Source organism: Nitrospira sp., from assembly GCA_029194665.1.
Lineage (GTDB): Bacteria > Nitrospirota > Nitrospiria > Nitrospirales > Nitrospiraceae > Nitrospira_D.
The window spans coordinates 90,188-107,554 of record JARFXO010000001.1; the positions used below are offsets into that span (position 1 = coordinate 90,188).

At 57.3% G+C, this 17,367-nt stretch carries 11 protein-coding genes; 5 read left to right on the forward strand and 6 right to left on the reverse strand.

All coding sequences use genetic code 11. From position 1 onward, the window contains the following. Positions 1 to 8: 8 nt before the first annotated feature. The 4 genes from brxC to P0119_00445 all read right to left on the reverse strand — a co-directional run bounded on the left by brxC (position 9) and on the right by P0119_00445 (position 5,680). Positions 9 to 3,446 carry a BREX system P-loop protein BrxC gene (brxC, locus tag P0119_00430; GenBank protein ID MDF0664517.1) on the reverse strand — a complete coding sequence of 1,146 codons (3,438 nt, stop codon included), beginning with the start codon at positions 3,444 to 3,446 and terminating at the stop codon, positions 9 to 11. Then, the gene (locus P0119_00435; GenBank protein ID MDF0664518.1) at positions 3,443 to 4,000 is read right to left on the reverse strand and encodes a DUF1788 domain-containing protein; all 558 of its coding nucleotides are present in this window, start codon (positions 3,998 to 4,000) and stop codon (positions 3,443 to 3,445) included. The genes brxC and P0119_00435 overlap by 4 nt, the downstream gene beginning before the upstream one ends. Further along, positions 3,997 to 4,785 (reverse strand): hypothetical protein, encoded by a 789-nt coding sequence (locus tag P0119_00440; GenBank protein ID MDF0664519.1) that lies wholly within the window; start codon positions 4,783 to 4,785, stop codon positions 3,997 to 3,999. Before P0119_00440 ends, P0119_00435 begins: the two co-directional genes overlap by 4 nt. A 463-nt stretch (positions 4,786 to 5,248) precedes the next feature. Continuing rightward, on the reverse strand, positions 5,249 to 5,680 hold the full coding sequence (locus P0119_00445; GenBank protein MDF0664520.1) for a hypothetical protein: 432 nt from the start codon (positions 5,678 to 5,680) through the stop codon (positions 5,249 to 5,251). Positions 5,681 to 6,324: 644 nt separating this feature from the next. Between P0119_00445 and P0119_00450 the strand changes: the two genes are divergently transcribed. The 5 genes from P0119_00450 (at position 6,325) to P0119_00470 (ending at position 14,905) form a co-directional block, all read left to right on the forward strand. Next, entirely contained in the window at positions 6,325 to 8,088 is a 1,764-nt protein-coding gene (locus P0119_00450; protein MDF0664521.1) for a proton-conducting transporter membrane subunit, read from the forward strand. 215 nt (positions 8,089 to 8,303) lie between these two features. Further along, positions 8,304 to 10,010, forward strand: coding sequence for a proton-conducting transporter membrane subunit (locus P0119_00455; GenBank protein MDF0664522.1), 1,707 nt, complete (start codon positions 8,304 to 8,306; stop codon positions 10,008 to 10,010). Then, on the forward strand, positions 10,007 to 11,314 hold the full coding sequence (locus P0119_00460; protein MDF0664523.1) for a proton-conducting transporter membrane subunit: 1,308 nt from the start codon (positions 10,007 to 10,009) through the stop codon (positions 11,312 to 11,314). The genes P0119_00455 and P0119_00460 overlap by 4 nt, the downstream gene beginning before the upstream one ends. Further along, positions 11,302 to 14,553 carry a DUF2309 domain-containing protein gene (locus P0119_00465; GenBank protein ID MDF0664524.1) on the forward strand — a complete coding sequence of 1,084 codons (3,252 nt, stop codon included), beginning with the start codon at positions 11,302 to 11,304 and terminating at the stop codon, positions 14,551 to 14,553. The genes P0119_00460 and P0119_00465 overlap by 13 nt, the downstream gene beginning before the upstream one ends. 13 nt (positions 14,554 to 14,566) lie before the next feature. Then, the gene (locus tag P0119_00470) at positions 14,567 to 14,905 is read left to right on the forward strand and encodes a P-II family nitrogen regulator (GenBank protein MDF0664525.1); all 339 of its coding nucleotides are present in this window, start codon (positions 14,567 to 14,569) and stop codon (positions 14,903 to 14,905) included. A 134-nt stretch (positions 14,906 to 15,039) separates the two neighbouring features. Here P0119_00470 and P0119_00475 read toward each other — a convergent pair whose 3' ends face one another. Both P0119_00475 and P0119_00480 read right to left on the reverse strand, forming a co-directional pair. Continuing rightward, positions 15,040 to 15,360 (reverse strand): hypothetical protein, encoded by a 321-nt coding sequence (locus P0119_00475; GenBank protein ID MDF0664526.1) that lies wholly within the window; start codon positions 15,358 to 15,360, stop codon positions 15,040 to 15,042. Between the two features lie 359 nt (positions 15,361 to 15,719). Beyond that, positions 15,720 to 17,273, reverse strand: coding sequence for an efflux transporter outer membrane subunit (locus P0119_00480; protein ID MDF0664527.1), 1,554 nt, complete (start codon positions 17,271 to 17,273; stop codon positions 15,720 to 15,722). Positions 17,274 to 17,367: the final 94 nt, after the last annotated feature.

Sequence of the window (17,367 nt, forward strand, 5' to 3'; positions counted from 1 at the left end):
AAGGGCCTTCATAGAATCACGGGGCCATCCTTGAGCTTCTCCGCAATCTGTTCCCTGGCGTCATCCAGCCACGCATCGAGTTCTGCTTCGTTCTTAATCGTGGCCGATGGCAAAGTGACCCGCACGGCCTTCGGCTCCAAGAGTCTGGTGGCTTCTTCCAGTGCACGGGTAAAACGTTGTGGAATCGCATCGAGCAGATTGCGTCGTTCTGAGAGAGAGCTATTCCGAAGGGCATTGAGAATGTCTTGTTCATTCCCCAGTGGCATCACGGCTGGCGGGGCGAGTTGGAAACGGGCCGCGAGTTCCTTCCGTTGATCAGTGCTCAAGCGCTTCCAGACATCTGATTGCGCAAGGCGCCTTTCTCCTGTTTCAAAGGCCGAGGTGACATCGGCTTGATGCTTCGTCATCGCCTCACGAAGCTGCTGCGTTATCCTCTGAATGAGCGGAGGAACTGAGTCTGGTTCGTTTAACAGCGTGCGATTCCTTGCAATAGCCTGGATCGCTTCCGTCCAGCTCTTCGCCTCCGGTATATCACTCGCGAAACGATTGAACTCAAGAAGACGCTCCCACACCGGAATCCGCCTGGCGATCCTATCGCCGGCTTTCTTCCATGCAGTGATCAGGCCTTCAACCTCTACCTTCTTCCCATGAATCGCAAGGAGTTGCGCATTGCCACTGAGCATCTGGAGATCCTGGATTGCCTGTGTATCCGGTGGGGTTGGGCGCGGAGCCTCCCCTCCTGCGCTCTCCGCAAGGGCGAGTAGCTGTTTCAGGAACTCGACTGCTGCTGATGACCCTTCGCCATTCTTCGTGGTCACGCCGGCTTTCTGAAACAGCGCCTTGAGATCTAGCCGCTGCGTCACATTGAGCGGAGGGACATCCACATAGAAGTGCGCTGCTCCGATCTGGTTCTGTGGGAGGTCTTTGGTCTGAACCGGCTGGCCGTTGAGGGTTGCGCGGACATTCCCCGCCACCATGAGCGTATAGAGCGCGCCGTCCACCGCGTCCTGTGGCCAGCCGAATGGAGCTGACTTGTAGTAATCGCGGATGTCTTTCCCTTTCTTCCCAGCCCCGACCAGATCAAGCACCTGTCGGCAAACAGGATGGTGGCTGCTTTCCCCTCGGTATCCGATTTGCGCCAGTGCGCCCACATCGCCACCTCTCGCACGATTCACCACCTGGCCCCAATTAGCATGGTCCGCATCGCCGAATTTCGGGAAGAGTCGCACCAGTGATCCACTGCCGGCTTGCTCGACCTTATCGGCCAACTCGATGCCGGATGCTTCCTCACCACCACCGAGAAACACTTTTGAGCCGCCCACTATCTGATCCAGAAGTTCCTTTATCTTATGAGTGGCCACCGCCTGCTGCGTTTCCACCGCTTTTCTTGCCTCGATGGCCTCAGACGTCGTTACGGCCCCATGTGCATTGAGCGTTTCATTTGCTGCCATCTCAGATGCAATGGCCTGTCGCAATTCCTCATGACACAGTCGCGGCAAGTAACCCAACAGCATTGGGCTGTTTGTGCCCGCTGCACGCGCATCATTCACCACCGCTTTTTCTTCGTCATTCCATCCGTCACGCAACCAGATGGTGATTGCCTCTTTGCTTTCAGCTGGCTTTACGGTACTCAGCTCATGAATCAGTTTGTGTGTTTGATGTGATACTCCATGTTGCAACGAGACGGGTCGGAGTGCCTGCGCCACCGTATCACGCAGTAGCTCATGACGCCTTCCGTTAATGCGTGCCTCATCGTTCAGAACACTGGTGCGGCGACGGTTGAAGTCATGAGTCCACTTCGCTCCCTCACGAGTCTGGAGTCGATATTCGTTCCCGACCAGCATGAGATGACCGGCATCCACCAGCTGCTTAAGCTGCTTCGGAATCTCTTGCCGGAATACAGCCCCATCTTTCACCAAATCCGAGATGAGGAGATCCGCCAAGGTTTCGGGGTTTGCACGAATGCCATCGTCAGCCCCTGGTGTCGTTGGCAATTTGTTAATGAGGAAGATCAACGCGCAGAGACGAGAGCGAAGCTCACCTTGCGGGGTCTTGTCGCGTTGCTTCTTGATGATCTCATCATATTCTCGCTCCAGTTCGCCCGTATTGAGGAGATCTGTCGCGATCTGGTCATAGATGAAATCCGCCGGGACAACTGTCCCAATGGGTTTCTCGGCCGTCTCTCTCGTCGCGTCGAAGACAATCTTCAACTGAGTGCGCAACTGCGCCGAAGTCCCTGAGTGGTCGGTATTGCGCAGCACCCGCTCCCAGAAACGTCTCCGTGTTGGCAAGAGCGGGTAATCGGGAATATAGAACGGCTCATCTGCATGAGTCGCAGCGAGTCTAGTGTTTTGAAGATGCCGGCTGATTTCGCCCTGATTGGCTTCTATGATGTTCCGGATGTGGTCCTCTCGCTCCGACTTCTTATGCAAGACCGTTTGGCGAATCACCGCCTCCACATCCGTATCGGAGAGTTGCACACGGACGGCGAAGCGAGCTTGCAGTCGGCCTAAACTGGCCGTGGTCGTCAAAGCGGACTGACCGGTGCCCACGAGGAGAAGTCGTCGGTCGAGGCTTCTACAGCAATGCTCTGCGATTTCTTGCACATCCATCGCGCGGGGGATCTTCTCTCCGATGAACTGCTGAATTTCGTCTACAACGAACAAGGTACAGGGCAACTTTCCATCTTGACCAAACACTTGGCGAATCAGTTCGAGGCTTTCATTGATGGTCGGTGAGGTGCTGTCTGGGAATTCTGCTCGCAACGCGGCCTGGGCATTAGCCACCGTGCCATATTTTGGGTCCGCCTCTAGCAGCGCTTCTGCAAGCGGTGTCGAGAGCTTGAGGTTGCGGACTTCTTTCTGGAGGTTACGATTCTTCTGTTCGAGAGCAGTCTCAACCTTCTTCGCGAGCCCTGAACTGGACAACCATAAGAGAAACCTAGCCTGAGCCAGTGTTTCGGGTAGTCCAGCAGACCTCAGGACTAGCTGCACAAAGGCTAGGCGCACGTTATCCATGGCACCAGCCCCCAAAGTTCCCGCTGCCGCGCGTAATCCACCGTGCGCTCGACTCCTATTAGTAAGCTCATTCAGTAGATCAGAAACTTCCGATGGGAGTTTGGCAAGTGATCGAGCGGTAGCGCCGTCTGAAAAGCGATAGTCCTCCCAGAGGTACCGCAACATTTTGACAAGATGCGACTTACCACTTCCAAAAAATCCACTGACCCAGACAGCTTTCTGCTCCTCTCGATTGAGTCCATCGAGATAGGCTTTCAGAATATGCTCAAGGCCGCGTGCATATTCCCCATCACACACAAAGGTCTCTAACTCAAATCGCAGCGTCTTGATCTGCTCCGGGTCATTCTCGATCTCAGCAACTTTGGAGACGCCGTTGTTGAGCAACTCCGCTGTGAGGGGGTCACGCCAATAGATGTCCCGGTTTTTCATGATTTCAAGAAACTCTCCGTAGTGGTGATAGGAACCGCCATATAGTTAAATCCGTCTCGCGCATCCATGAAGCGATAGCTATTGTGACGATACTCACCAGGGAACAAGACGAGCAGCCGACCGCGAATGGTAGCTTCCACTGCGTCAAGCAACCGCGCAACACGAATAAAGTCAAAGAGGCTGCCAAGCCCCAGAACTGCCACAACTGCATTCAGATCAGCTTCCTCTGCAGTGCAGGCCTGCTGCACCCTCTCTACAGCAAGTTCTTCTAGATCCTGATGCGATGACAGGAACCGTGGTTCGGCGAAAATACCTTCGCGATATTCATGCTGCGAAAGCCATTCCGGTAGGAGCCTCGTGAGGTCTACCTCCAACCACCCATGTGTAGCTGCGTGTGTCGCTGCCTCAAATTGTTGCAGGTTCGCTCTGACACGCCGCTCCTCGGCTGGAGGGTATACCGCAAACCATATGCGTTGTTTGCCTGCGAGATTGGTTGCCCAAGGCAGGGACACTTGCCGCTGGTAATTTGCAATCAATCGATCGATGGCGTTCATGACGACACGTGCTCAATTGCGGGCAAGCCGGGAAAGGTGAGCTCCACAATTTCTCCAACGGCTCGCATCGTGAGCAGTCCATGCCGATGCGCTTCCATCGCGCGCGATCGAGCTTGATCTGCACTTAAGTCGAGCAATCGACACCAAGGGTTAGTGAAAGACGCCGTTCCATGGATGCCCGCAACCTCTCCAAGCCATAACGCCATGGTCACTGTACTCACGGTTGGTTGTACCCGGCGGCGGACTTTGTGCGCCCGGCCAACTAGGTGGCCGGACTGTGTCCAGCTGGACGCCGCGTTGCGCGCAATCTTGTTCTGGTTCAGTTCTGAATATTGGCCAGGGAATACCTCAGCAATCGCGTTAGCCAAAGCTTCGGCGCTCACTTCCATCCCTTCGGGAACTGACGATATGGCCGGAGTGGTCGCACGGAGCAATGGGTCTCGGCTCCACGCGCAAAGCAATGCGAGCAGCGGGAGGCCTTGGGGATCGGCGAGATACAACCGCCGGAGAACAGCAAAGATAGGCACAGCCTCCGAAAGCCCGTACAGCTCACGCAGATGGCGAAATGATTTCTGCTTGGTGCTTTGTGTTCCTTTCCCGAGGACATTGGTCGTTAGTATGGCGGAGTGGTAACCATCAATGGGCGATCCAGGTGGCACGGCGTCGAGCAGGCATTGTAATTCAGGCAACATGAGGGTCCGACTACTATGGGAACCACCAGGCGAGAATTTACAGCCCACCTGTTCTAAGTTGGTGATCTGTTCGGGAGTGAAAAAGTTGTCCATGTTGCCCTTGTTACCAAATGAGATACTGATCAGTCGCCGAAAAACTCGGAAAGGATACTCTTTTCAAGGCTCGAAATCACCGCGCTTTCTAAGAAGCCAGTATTTGTCATGCCCCCTCAGGGCTGCCGTTGCGCTGAAGCGTGAAAAGCCTAAATGAGCACGTTTTGGCGTCAATAGTTTCCTTCAACATACCTCTCGTCTTTGCACGGCCTACTGACTTAATTTGCAAAAGAGGTTTATCAGAATCATCTCATCTATTGATTTCTGAATGGAGCCGGCAATCCGATGGTCCGCTACCACGACCTCGAGACATTGCGCTCGGGAAATCGCTACGTTCATGCGGTTACGATCGTTCGCTGAAATAATCGTCCCCGAGAAGAATGCCAAGTATAAATGAACACATAGCTTTCCTCCTAATTCTTATGGATCCGACGTTCGGCCGCCATACCAGGCACAAAGGACCCTACCGTCCTTCAATTCTCCAGCCCGAACCGAATGGATTGTTCGGTGAATCGAGCTTGAGCCGGCTGCCCGCGCCATACTGGTTGTTGATCGAATCCTGCGCAAACGGCGGGCCATACCGGCCGTAGGGATTGCTCGTGGAGTCGGGATCGAATGGGTTCGCGCTCAGCTTGCCGCGATAGTTTCCCTGCTGATCGTAGAGCCGAGGAGCATCGGTCGCGAAGGGATTCGTGGCCGATTTATTGCTGAAGGGGCTGCCGTAGGGGCTGAAGCGGTTGTTGATGCCGTTCGGCGTGAAGGGGCTGCCTTTGCCGAATGGATTGGCGGTGGACTCGTAGAGAAACGGATTCGCACTGAGATTGCCGAGATCTTCCGCTCCGACGTGGGCCAAGGCCATTAGCAGCAGAACCATCAACGTTGTTGCAGCCTTCATCGTTCCCTCCTCACACTTGCACGATTGCATCGCGCCGCCTTCATCAAGAATCAATGACCCATTCAAGGGTTAAGGATTCTCTGTATGCCACTCCTGCTCGTCACCCAGAGCCATCACGTGCCGGTTTATCAGACGGGAGTTATTATACCGGTGGGTCGTGACAGAATAGGTCACAGGCCAAACAGATGTAATTCGCTGCAAATTTCAGTTACTTCGAATCGTGGAGAAAGGGAAAACGGGGATCAACATGACATCCGAGGTCACGGTGCGAGGAGCTTCTTGCTTCCCTCAGGACGAGGGTTAATTGGCGGACAGGCATATCGTCTTTTCATGTGGAATGCCATGATGTCGAAAGGGGAAGACCTGCCGCAGAAGTAATTATCCCGGTAGGCCTTTGTGTCCATCGCAGGACCAGCAGTGGGCCTTTCGGTTCGAACTCTCATGGAATGAAGCCCTCATCCGCTAGTTCAGGCTTGACGCTATCCTTTGCACCATATTATTCATGAAGCCATCAGCTACAGGGCCATGTTGTCCATCCCATGATTTTTAGTGGGACGGGCAAGAGCGCCTGATTCTTGGATGATGGGCCGTAGGGTGGCCGGCAGTTCGCACGAGTGGCCGGTCGCAGTACAAGCCAACCGGACATGCCTCGATCGCAAATCGAGCGTGCGGTTGGCTTTTGTGTTTTCAGAATCCTTGAGGTGATGATGTCGGCTGTGTTGCTTGTGCCGCTGCTTCCATTGGTGACCGCTCTTATCGTGAGCGTCGGTCCAGAAGCCACGCGCCACGCTCGCGCGAAGATCGCTGGCTGGCCGATCGGCGCGGCTTTCTGCGGCGCCATCGCCACGTTGTATGTGGTGGCCACGGAAGGCCCGATTACGCTTCGATTGTACGATCCGGTCGCGTCCACGGTGTTGGCCGTCCCGATCGGCCTCTACGTCGACCGGTTGAGCGCGATCATGATGGTGTTGATCTCGGGCATCGGCACGATCATTTACACCTTCTCCGTCGAGTATATGTACCAGGATTTGCACGAGCGGCGGTATCTCGCCTTGATCGGGGTGGCCCTGTTTGTCCTCCTCTGCATGGTGTCCAGCGCGAATCTATTGATGTTGTTCATCCTCTGGCAGGTGCTGAGTTACCTCCTGTATCTCCTCGTCCACAATCATAGCCACCAAGAGACGCTGAAAAGTGCGTTTCGCACCTTCACGCTCTTGCGGGTCGGTGATGTCGCTTTCTTGGGCGGGACCGTGCTCGCATACTCGCTGTACGGCACGCTGGAATTTCCTGACCTCTTTGCCGTCGCCGTGCAATCGACGGCCACCGTGTCCCTGTTCCCTGGTCTCGAATTCAACGGGGCGACGGCAGTCACCTTGCTGCTCCTTGTCGGCGGAATGAGTAAGTCCGCTCAGTTTCCATTTTACGGCTGGCTTCCCCGCTATCTCTATGCCCCGACGTCCGTGACCGCCTTACTCCACGCGGGTATCATCAATGCCGCGGGCTTTCTCATCAATCGCCTCGCCCCGCTCTTTGGGATGAGCTCCACCACTCTGCACATCGCCCTCGTCATCGGGACGTTGACGGCTATTCTCGGCGCAACCATGATGCTGGTGCAAAACGACATCAAGAACATGCTCGGTTTTTCGACGATCGGCCAAATGGGCTACATGGTCATGGAATGCGGCTTGGGAGCCTTCTCGTTGGCTGTGTTCCACCTGATCGCCCACGGTCTGTTCAAAGCGACGGTGTTCTTGTACAGCGGGAATGTCATTCACAAGGCGAGACAAGAACCGGTAGTCCCGCATCCAGGACAGGAGGCGAAAGAGGAAAGCTATTCGCCTCTAACCTGGACGACGGGATTTCTCACGACCCTGCTGATTCCCTTGCTGATTCTATTTGCGACTAACGGCGTGTTACATATTCCACTGCTGGAGTCTCAGGGCACCGTGATTTTTCTCTTTTTCATCTGGATCACGTCCTCGCAAGCGATCTTGACGCTGACCCGCTTGCGGGCCGTCGCATCTTGGAAGGTGTCTGCGGCGATGCTGGTGACCCTTCTGTTCATCGTGTTTGTCTATCTGTTTGCCGTTGAATCGTTCACGGCGTTCCTGTATCCCAACCCCGACGAGGTTGCTTCATACTTCAAGGCCGGCGATCTTCCGGACTGGCTCTTCGACCTCCTGCTCGTGGCATCGACCATGGTGACGATTGGGGGCTGGATCTATCTGTACATGAGGGCCCATGGCCGGACCCTGTGGACGCCGGCCTGGATTAACAGCGTCCGGTTTCACCTCTATGTGCTGTTCCTGAATCGACTCTATATGGACGCGATCCTCTATCGAGTCAGTCACACCCTCACATCCGCCATTCAACGCTTGGATAAGCGCGCCCGCGAACGCTCGATTTGATCGGCACCGGCATGGCGACGTGGAGGTGAGATCGCAGCATCTCGGAAGACAGAGCGGCGAGGCGGACAACGGCGCATGAGGAGGGATCGGCGCCGAGTCTCTGCTTGACGAATAGAGAGAGCCCGTATTAATGGTTAGCCGCCCACCGTTGCGCGAGGTGGGCCTGGCGCCTGACTGAGAGAAGACGAAGGCTTTCAACCATCCGTGAGAATGCCATGCTCCTGTCGTTCGTGCTAATTGTCCCGCTTCTCTTACTCATCGCCGCCGGCGTCGTGATGAGGGGTGGTGACACAACACGTTCCATCCACACGAAGGCTGCCGCCTGTCTCGTCGGTCTGGCCTTCTTGGGTGCCATCGGCACGCTGACCCTCGTCTCATCGCAGGGACCCGTCACCGTTCGGTTCTACGATCCTGCTTCCGTCGCATCCTTCATTATTCCCATCGGTTTCTATGTCGATCGGCTGAGCGCGGTCATGATGACGTTGATCACCGGCGTCAGCACCATCATTTACTGCTACTCGACCGGCTACATGTACCAGGATCGTCATGCGCGCCGGTATCTCACCTTGATTTGTCTGACGGACTTCGTGTTGATCTGCATGGTCTCGAGCGGGAACCTCATGATGCTGTTTCTCTTTTGGCAGCTCCTCAGCTACCTGCTCTACTTGCTCGCGCACAACCATGTGCATGCCGCGACGTTGGCCGGCGCGTTCAAAACGTTTACGCTGTTGCGTATCGCCGATACGGCGTTTCTTGCCGGCATTGTCCTCGCCTATCAACTCTACGGGACCCTCGAATTCCAAGAGCTGTTTGCAAGAGCGGCCGCCACGCCCATGACCCTCTCGATTCTGCCTGGGATGGATATCAACGCGACAACGGCGGTGACCTTGCTCTTCTTCATCGGCGCGATGGGCAAATCAGCTCAGTTTCCTCTGCATCTGTGGCTGCCGGGCTCGCTCTTCGCCCCCACCCCGGTCCACGCATTGTTGCACGCCGGCATCATCAACGCCGGAGGCTTTCTCATCAACCGACTCGCCCCGCTCTTCGGAATGAGTTCAGCCACGCTGCATCTGGCCTTTATCATCGGAACCCTGACGGCCACCCTTGGCGCCACAATGATGCTGGCGCAAACCGACATCAAGAAGACGCTCGGCTTCTCGACGATCGGCCAAATGGGTTACATGATCATGGAATGCGGCTTGGGAGCCTTTTCGCTGGCCGTGTTCCACTTGATCGCCCACGGATTGTTCAAGGCAACCGTCTTCTTGAATTGCGGCAACGTCATCCATAAGGCGCGACAGGAGCCCCATTTTCCCCATGTGGACCATGAGGGCGAGGAGGTGGGATTCTCCCGCTTAACGTGGTCGACCGGCTTTGTGACGACACTCTTTATTCCGTTGGTTATCCTATTGGTCACGCACGGAGTCCTGCACATTCCGTTGCTGGAATCCCATGGAAACGTCATTATCCTGTTTTTCATCTGGATCACGTCATCGCAAGCGATCTTGACGCTCACGCGACTTCGCGCTGTGGCCTCATGGAAGGTCTCGTCCGCCATGTTGCTGACGCTCCTCTTCATCGTGTTCGTCTATCTGATCGCAGTCGGATCGTTCACGTCATTTCTCTACCCGAATCCGGAAGAGGTGGCCGCGTACTTCAAGGCCGCCGATCTCCCGGATTGGCTCTTCGACCTCATTGTCGTGATCGCCGCGCTCATGACGATCTTGGGCTGGACCTACCTGTACATGCGTGCCCACGGTCGGACGGTCTGGATGCCGGCCTGGATCGACGACATCAGAGCTCGGCTCTATACGGTGTTCCTGAATCGGATCTACGCTGATGAGCTCTATCAGGTGATCGGTTCGATGGCAGCGCAACTGATTCATCGGATTGATAAGTTGGAACGCGGGTGGTCTCGATGACGGATCTGCTCATACCATGGCTGTTGACCGGTGTTCCGTTTGTCGGTGCGCTCGTGTGTCTGGCCTGTTGGTCCGATCCCTACCGGGTGAGGATGTCCACGATCGTCTGGTCCGTCATCAGCCTGGCGTCGATCGCCGGAGTTGCCGAATGGTTTCCGACTCCACCCGATGGTCTCTTACCGCTCTATTTGCTGCCGCTCGCAGCCGTGGTGTCCGCATTAGGCCAGCCGGTTCACGAAACCCATCGGCTCTCCTGGATCATGACCTTGGTCTTTCTCGGTTTGGGAATGGGCCTGCTCACCGCCGGGAATTCGGTCGGTCTGTTGTGCCTGATCTCGGTCATGCTGACCATCATGCTCCTCCTATACCGACACCACACCACGCTTTGGCCCATCTCCTGGTGGGGTATCGGCTGCTTCGCGGTCGCTGTCGGGGGCGCGGGACTTTCTCTCATGACGGGACCGCCTATCTCATCGGTGGCATCCTTGGCGACCTGTGCCGTGCTGTTGCCGCTCATGCCTTTTCATCATGGCTACCTCACAGCTCTGACCAGGCTGCCTGGTAGCTTGCCGTCGTTTATTGTGTTGCTGTTGCCGGTGCTGGGCCTTCACGAATTGGCGACAGCCATGCCGACGATGCCGGACGACTTTGTCGCGTTCATCAGCCTGGCGGCCCTGATTAGCGCTCTGTACGGTGCGATCAAGGCATTAGCCCAGTCGCGTGTCCGCCTCTTGGTCGGCTACGGCAGCGTCTCGTTCTTTTCGATCCTCTGGTGGTTTGTGGCTGGGGCCCACAGGGCGAACGCGCGCGCGGCCGTCCTGGCCGGAGCAGTCGGTCTCGCGACGAGCGGATTGTTGGTGGCTTGGCAGGTGATCCGCACCAGATACGGCGATGATGTGGACCCGCAGGCCATCAGGGGCCTGGCCGCGGCGATGCCGAAATATGCGGTCTTGTTATCTCTGTTGGGTCTTGCGGCGATGGGAATTCCTCCCTTCGGGGTCTTCGCGGGGTTCATGGGGTTGCTGCTGACCGCTCCGCCCTTTTCAACGATCGGCCTGTTCATCGCGCTCGCGGCCTGGCTGGCCGCCTCGTGGTATATCATGCAGATGGTGCAACAGCTGCTCTTCGGCGCCCACCGGTCAGATTTGCGCTACGCGGATCTCCGTCATCCAGAATTTACTTCCCTGCTGATCGTGGTGCTGGCGTTGCTGGCGCTCGGCTTGGCCCCGACGAGCTTGTATGCGCCGGATCAGACTCCGAATGAGACTGCCGCTATGGAGCAACCTCTCTCATGGAACCGCTAGGGCACGTTCCTGACAGTGAATCCAGGCGAATGGAATTGCGCGGCGTCGTCCGCCTTGCGGGGGAAGTCATCGCGCAGTACTGGCCGATGCGGACCTTCGTGCACCACAATCCCTTGCACAGCATCGAATATTTGCCGTTTGAAGAAGCCGTCAAGCGAGGGAAGCAGTTTATGAACGGCAACGGCTACCTTCCCGGCCATCTGTATCGTGAGTACCTCAAGACCGGTCGAATCCGCCCGACTCATCTCGATGACGCACTCCAGACGCGAGTCATCGATCGACCTGTGACCATCGGATCGCACCAGGTCACGCAGGGTTCGGTTTTGCGCACCTGTCTGGCTGAAGGACTTTGTGCTCCGGCCATCGAACCGCTTGACGATCAACTCGATGATCCCGACAGGCCGATGATCGAGGCCCTCGTCCGTAAGTTGGAGCTCGTCCTCCGTCCGTTCTCACTGGATGATCGAGTCCGCAAGGTCGTGGATGAGAACCAAGGCGCGCTGTGCCGATGGCTTACGCTTTCGCACTGGTGCGACGATACGCTCGGCACACAAATCGTCCCTCAGATCAATGAACAAATGATCAAGTGGTGCGGCGCCTTCCTGGACGAAGGTCATGCCACCTGGACCATGCCGGGTCGTGAAAAGGGTCTGTATGAAGCCTGGAAGGCCATGGCTTCCCACGAATGGTCTCCCTGTGGAATCAGAGATAGTTGCAGGAAGATCGCCCGGCTGCCGGACCATCCCGAAGACGCCCTCCTCGAACACCTGGATGCGATGGGGATTCCCTCCGATCTATTACAAGATTACTTATCGTTACAATTGACCGCGCTGCCAGGCTGGGCCGGCTTCATCAAGTGGCGTGGAGAAGAACGTGACTACCCCTGGCAGCAAGCTTACCCGGTCGGTCTCGTGAAGTTTCTGGCGATCCGTCTCTGGTACGCGCGAGAATTGGTCCAACAGACTTGCAAGGACCAGCTCGGCATCGACGGACGATACGAGTCCGTCATGGCCTATATGCGCGACTATCCAGAAGAATATTATCTCCGACGGCAGCGGGTGACAGGACGGTTGCCCGCTCTCTACGCCGAGGAAGTCGACCGGCTCTCGCATCGGAAGGGGCATAACTGGAATGATGTCCTCGGGAGGTATCGTGCCGAAGTCATACCCCGTCTGCAGGCGGCCGTTCGTCGCGCGGCGGCGCGTCGACTTCTCGCCTTGGCCCGTTCATTGAACATTGATGCAACCGCTCTCGTCGAAAGTGTCCCTGCGGACCTCACGCAAGTCGTCGACTGGATGGAAGCGTTTCCCGAATCAGACCATGGACCGGTGTGGCTCAAGGCCCTGGAGGCTGGCTACCAGGAACAGTTGCTAGGACAATTACGCGCGCGTACTGAGAAGACCGCTCCCGCTGAGCCGGCGCGCCCGTCCTCACAATCGGTCTACTGTATCGACGTGCGCTCCGAACCGTTCCGTCGCCATCTCGAATCGGTCGGCCCACATGAGACCTATGGTTTCGCCGGCTTCTTTGCCGCCTTCATACGCTATCGGGCTTGGGGAAAGGAGCATGATACCGAACAGTTCCCGGTGATCATGCGGGCGAAGAATGAGGTCCGGGAGGTTCCGCGCAGCTATCTCGATCAGAAGGTATCGCTGCACGCGGCGCGGGCCAAGTGGGTGCATGCGGGTCATACCCTCTTGCACGATCTGAAAGAAAATGTCGTGACCCCCTATGTTATGGTGGAATCGCTCGGCTGGTTTTACGGCTTGCCGATTTTCGGCAAGACATTGATTCCGGCCCTCTATCAGCGCTGGACCGCCTGGTTGCGACGCCTGTTCGTTCCCTCTCTGGCTACTACGTTGACGATAGACAAGCTGGCGCCTGGTGAAACGGCGGAAATGCTCGAAACGGAACAACAGGCCGTGATCAGAGAGGCCTTACACGAGCAGCTCGGACTCCGGGGTTTCCGCATCACGCCCGCGCTTGTCGAAGGCTTGCGCCAGCGCGCGCTGACGGCGGACGGAGATCCGGAGCCGCCGATCGATGCGGAAGAGATTGAGCGGGTTGGACTGACGCCGGAGACGATCAACGCTTTTGTCGAAACCCTGCGGCGGCAATACGACCTGACGGCGCGATCGACGTCACGACACAGGGAACGGCTCACCAGGACCGGTTTCACCTTGGAAGAACAGGTCATGACCGTCGATACGGCACTTCGTATGATGGGGCTGACCAAGAACTTCGCGCGACTCGTCCTCTTCTGCGCCCATGGGAGCACGTCGGACAACAATCCCTACGAATCCGCGCTCGATTGCGGAGCCTGCGGCGGCAATGAGGGTAAGCCCAATGCACGTGCCCTCGCGGTGATGGCGAATAATCTCAAAGTCCGCGAGCGAATCGCCAAACATGGGATCGACATCCCATCCGATACGCATTTTCTCGCCGGTCAGATGGACACGACGACCGATGCCATACAGCTTTTCGACCTCGAAGACGCTCCGTCCACCCATCGCGCGGACATTGCTCGACTCCAAGAAGACCTCAAAGAAGCCTCCGCGCTCACTAGTCAAGAACGCTGTGGTCGTTTTCCCGATATCCAACCAGGTGTCACGGAGAAGGAAGCCGAGGCGCATGTCCGCAGGCGGAGCGTGGACTGGAGTCAAGTCAGACCGGAATGGGGCCTGTCAAACAATACGTCGTTCCTCATCGGGCGGCGCGAACTGACGAAAGGCTTAGACCTGGGGGGCCGCGTCTTCCTGCAATCGTACGATTATCGAGAAGATCCTAGTAATCGACTGCTTGAAGTGTTGCTCACAGCCCCGCAGGTCGTGGCGCAGTGGATCAACATGGAACACTACTTTTCCGCGGTGGACAACGAGGTCTACGGCAGTGGGAGCAAGATCTACCATAATGTGGTTGGTCGGCTCGGGATCATGTCCGGGCCATGGAGCGATCTCCGGCTTGGATTAGCCAGACAAACCGTCATGAGCGGCGAAGGCGCGTACCACGAGCCGATGCGACTGTTGACGATCGTTGAGGTTCCACGGAAAGGAATCGAGAAACTCATTGCGCGCCATGAAATACTTCAGCACTATTATCACAACGAGTGGGTCCATCTGGTGGTGCTCGATCCCGAGGACCGGGTTTGGTATCGCTATCGTCCCGATGGGACGTGGCACCCGATCGTAATAGCCTTAGAAGGGGCATCGGTTCGAGAAGGGATAGAAACCAGCCCGTGAAAGGAGTGTATTGATGGGATTAACCTTGCATCAGATGAAGGAAATCCGCGTGATCGTCGCGGGAGAACACCGAGCGTTCGTCACCGATCTGTTGGATCGAGTGAAAGCGAGCGGCTACACGATTATCGGCAACGTGTCCGGAAAGGGTCACCACGGCGTGCGGGAGGCGCACTTCATGTCGAGCGAACAGGAGAGCCTCGAAATCATCTTGACCGTCGTGCCCGAAGACAAAGTCGAACCGATTCTCGCGGGTCTCCGTCCGCTCTTCGATCGGCATGCTGGACTTATGCTCGTCTCCGACGTGGCCGTGGGTAGGCAAGAATATTTCGGGAAGAAAGGCACTAAACCCTGACGGCAAAGGCTCTGTTTGAGAAGAGCCGGCCGATTCGTCTATCAACCGGCAAGCCGCGAATCTGGCTCAGTCCTTTGATCCAACGGTCCAGCAGGTTGCTAGAGAGACACAGTATAGCTTTTCCGTCCACGACGCTACACATGCTCGTCACAAGGGAACGAAAAGACCTTGAGGGGAATCGGGGTGTCATGGGACGACGCTTTGCGTGTGGCATGCAGGGCTTGCAGCGCCGTGATCGCCTGATCGGCATGGTCGGAGGGGAGCACCGCAAAAATGATCGTATTGGTTTCGGGATTGAGGAAGGTCCCATACACACGACCCGAGACCCCCTTTCCCAAGACGTTGCTCAGAACTGTGTAGGCCTTGACCCCGTTTCGCCCCAGGAGCTCCTCTAAGTCCCCTAACATCGAGTCTCGGGCCACAATGATGAGGGTTCTCATCTGCGTTTTATCCATCTGTTCTCATCCTTCTCGTCCGAATGGTTTGTGAGATCTGCCCTCTCCAACCCCCACGGGTGATTCCCCCTCCCGACCACCTATCTCAGTGCCGGTCTCAGTGCCGGTTCAGGGCTCAGTTTCTGGGCCAATGGACCACCATCTGTGCTCGTGGCCCCGCTCTATTACGGATAGGGGCCACGGTCCTGAGCGTCAGTCGAGGCGTTCTGGAGGCAATTAACTGAGCCATGGGTGGGCTCGAACTGGTGCTCTTCGCTGAGCCCGCTCGCCTTCCCTTCGTTCGTGCATCCGCTCTCGTGGGTTCCAGGCCAGCGACCCTGGTCCTGTTCTACCGCCGTGCAGGTTGCCGATGCAACCCCTCATTGTTGCCGCACGGCGGGCTTGGTCAGATCGTTGTACAAATGGTTATTCTCGGGATGCCCCGCGATGATCCCGCCGGCCCCGCCGGCGGGAGTCGATTTGTCAATCTTGACATATTGGAACGTCCCAAACGGTTGAATCTGCTCGTCCGAGGGCAATTGCTGCCGGTTCCACCCGCCGCCCAGGGCGCGGATGAGGGCGACGGAGGAGCGCAGCAGGTCGGCCTTGATTTGCACCGCGTCGATGCGCGCCAGCAGCGTCTGGAGCTCGGCGTAAATGACTTCCAAACTGGACGCCAGCCCGCCCTGGTACAGTTCGATGGTGAGATTCTGCGTTTTGAAGTACGCGCCCACGGCGGCGTCCTGCCGATCGGCCGCGAGGGTCAGGCGGTTCGTCAGAGTCAAATTGTTCTCGACCTCGCGAAACGCGTTGAGCACGGTCGACCGGTACAGATCCTCCATTTCGCGATAGGCCGCCCAGGCCTGGTTCAATTGGGCGCGGCGATAGCCCCCTTGGAACACCGGGAGCGACACGGCGGCGCCATAGGCCCAGAAACTATTGGCCAGCTTGACCAGATTGAAGCCGTCTTCAAAGCCGCCATCCGCCCGAAACGCAAGGTTGGGAAAAAACGCGGCCCGGGCGATCCCGACGGCCCGGCTGGCCTGGGCCATCCGGCGCTCACTGCCCGCGATGTCGGGCCGGCGCTCCAGCAAGGTGGCGGGCAGGGTCCGCGGCACCGTAAAGCTGGCGACCTGCAGTTCGTTGATCGGGTCAATCGTAAAACTGGTCGGCGTCACATTGAGCAGGATGGCGATCGCCTGTTCCGTCACTTGCCGTTGGGCTTGCACCTGCGCGAGTTTCGTCTGGGTGCTGTAGTACAGCGATTCCACCCGGGCGACATCGAGGGCGGACGCGATCGCGCCGGCAAACTGAGATTTGACGAGGTCGAGCGTGCTTTTGTAGAGGTCGATCGATTGCACGTAGATGGCGGTCTGGGCGTCGAAGCCCCGGAGGAGCCAATAGTCCGTCCCCACCTCCGCTTGAAGGCTCAGGCGGGCGAGACCCCAGTCGGCGGCCCGTTCTTGAGCGCGGTAGGTCTCCACCTGGGCGGTATTGCGAAGCGCCGACCATAAATCATACTCCCAGGAGGCCAACCCACCCAGTTCCATCGTGGCTTGTTGCAACGGGCTATTTTCTGGACGAAAGAGGCGCTCAAACGACTGCCGGTTGTGGGACCCGCCGAACTCGATCCCGATCTGCGGCAGGTATTGCGCCCGGGCCTTCATCATGATGTTACGGGCCTGCACGAACCGCTCGGCGGCGGCCTGGAGGTCCGGATTGGCCTCCATGGCCTGCTCGACGAGCTTATTCAGCACCGGATCGTTATACGCTTTCCACCAATCCGGGCGCAGTTCCGTATCCGACGGAGTGGCCTCCACGAAGGGACTGGAGCCATGCCACGACGCCGGTACGACGTATTGCGGCGGCTCATAGGTCGGCGCCAGATTGGCGCGCGGTAACCAATCACTGCACGCCGGCAGCAGGAGCGCCACCAGTACCAGGCTGCAGCGCTCCAGGCATGCGCGAACAAGACACAATGTCTCCGATCTCGTTGGTCTTCTCATGGGTACACAATCGCTCCAATCT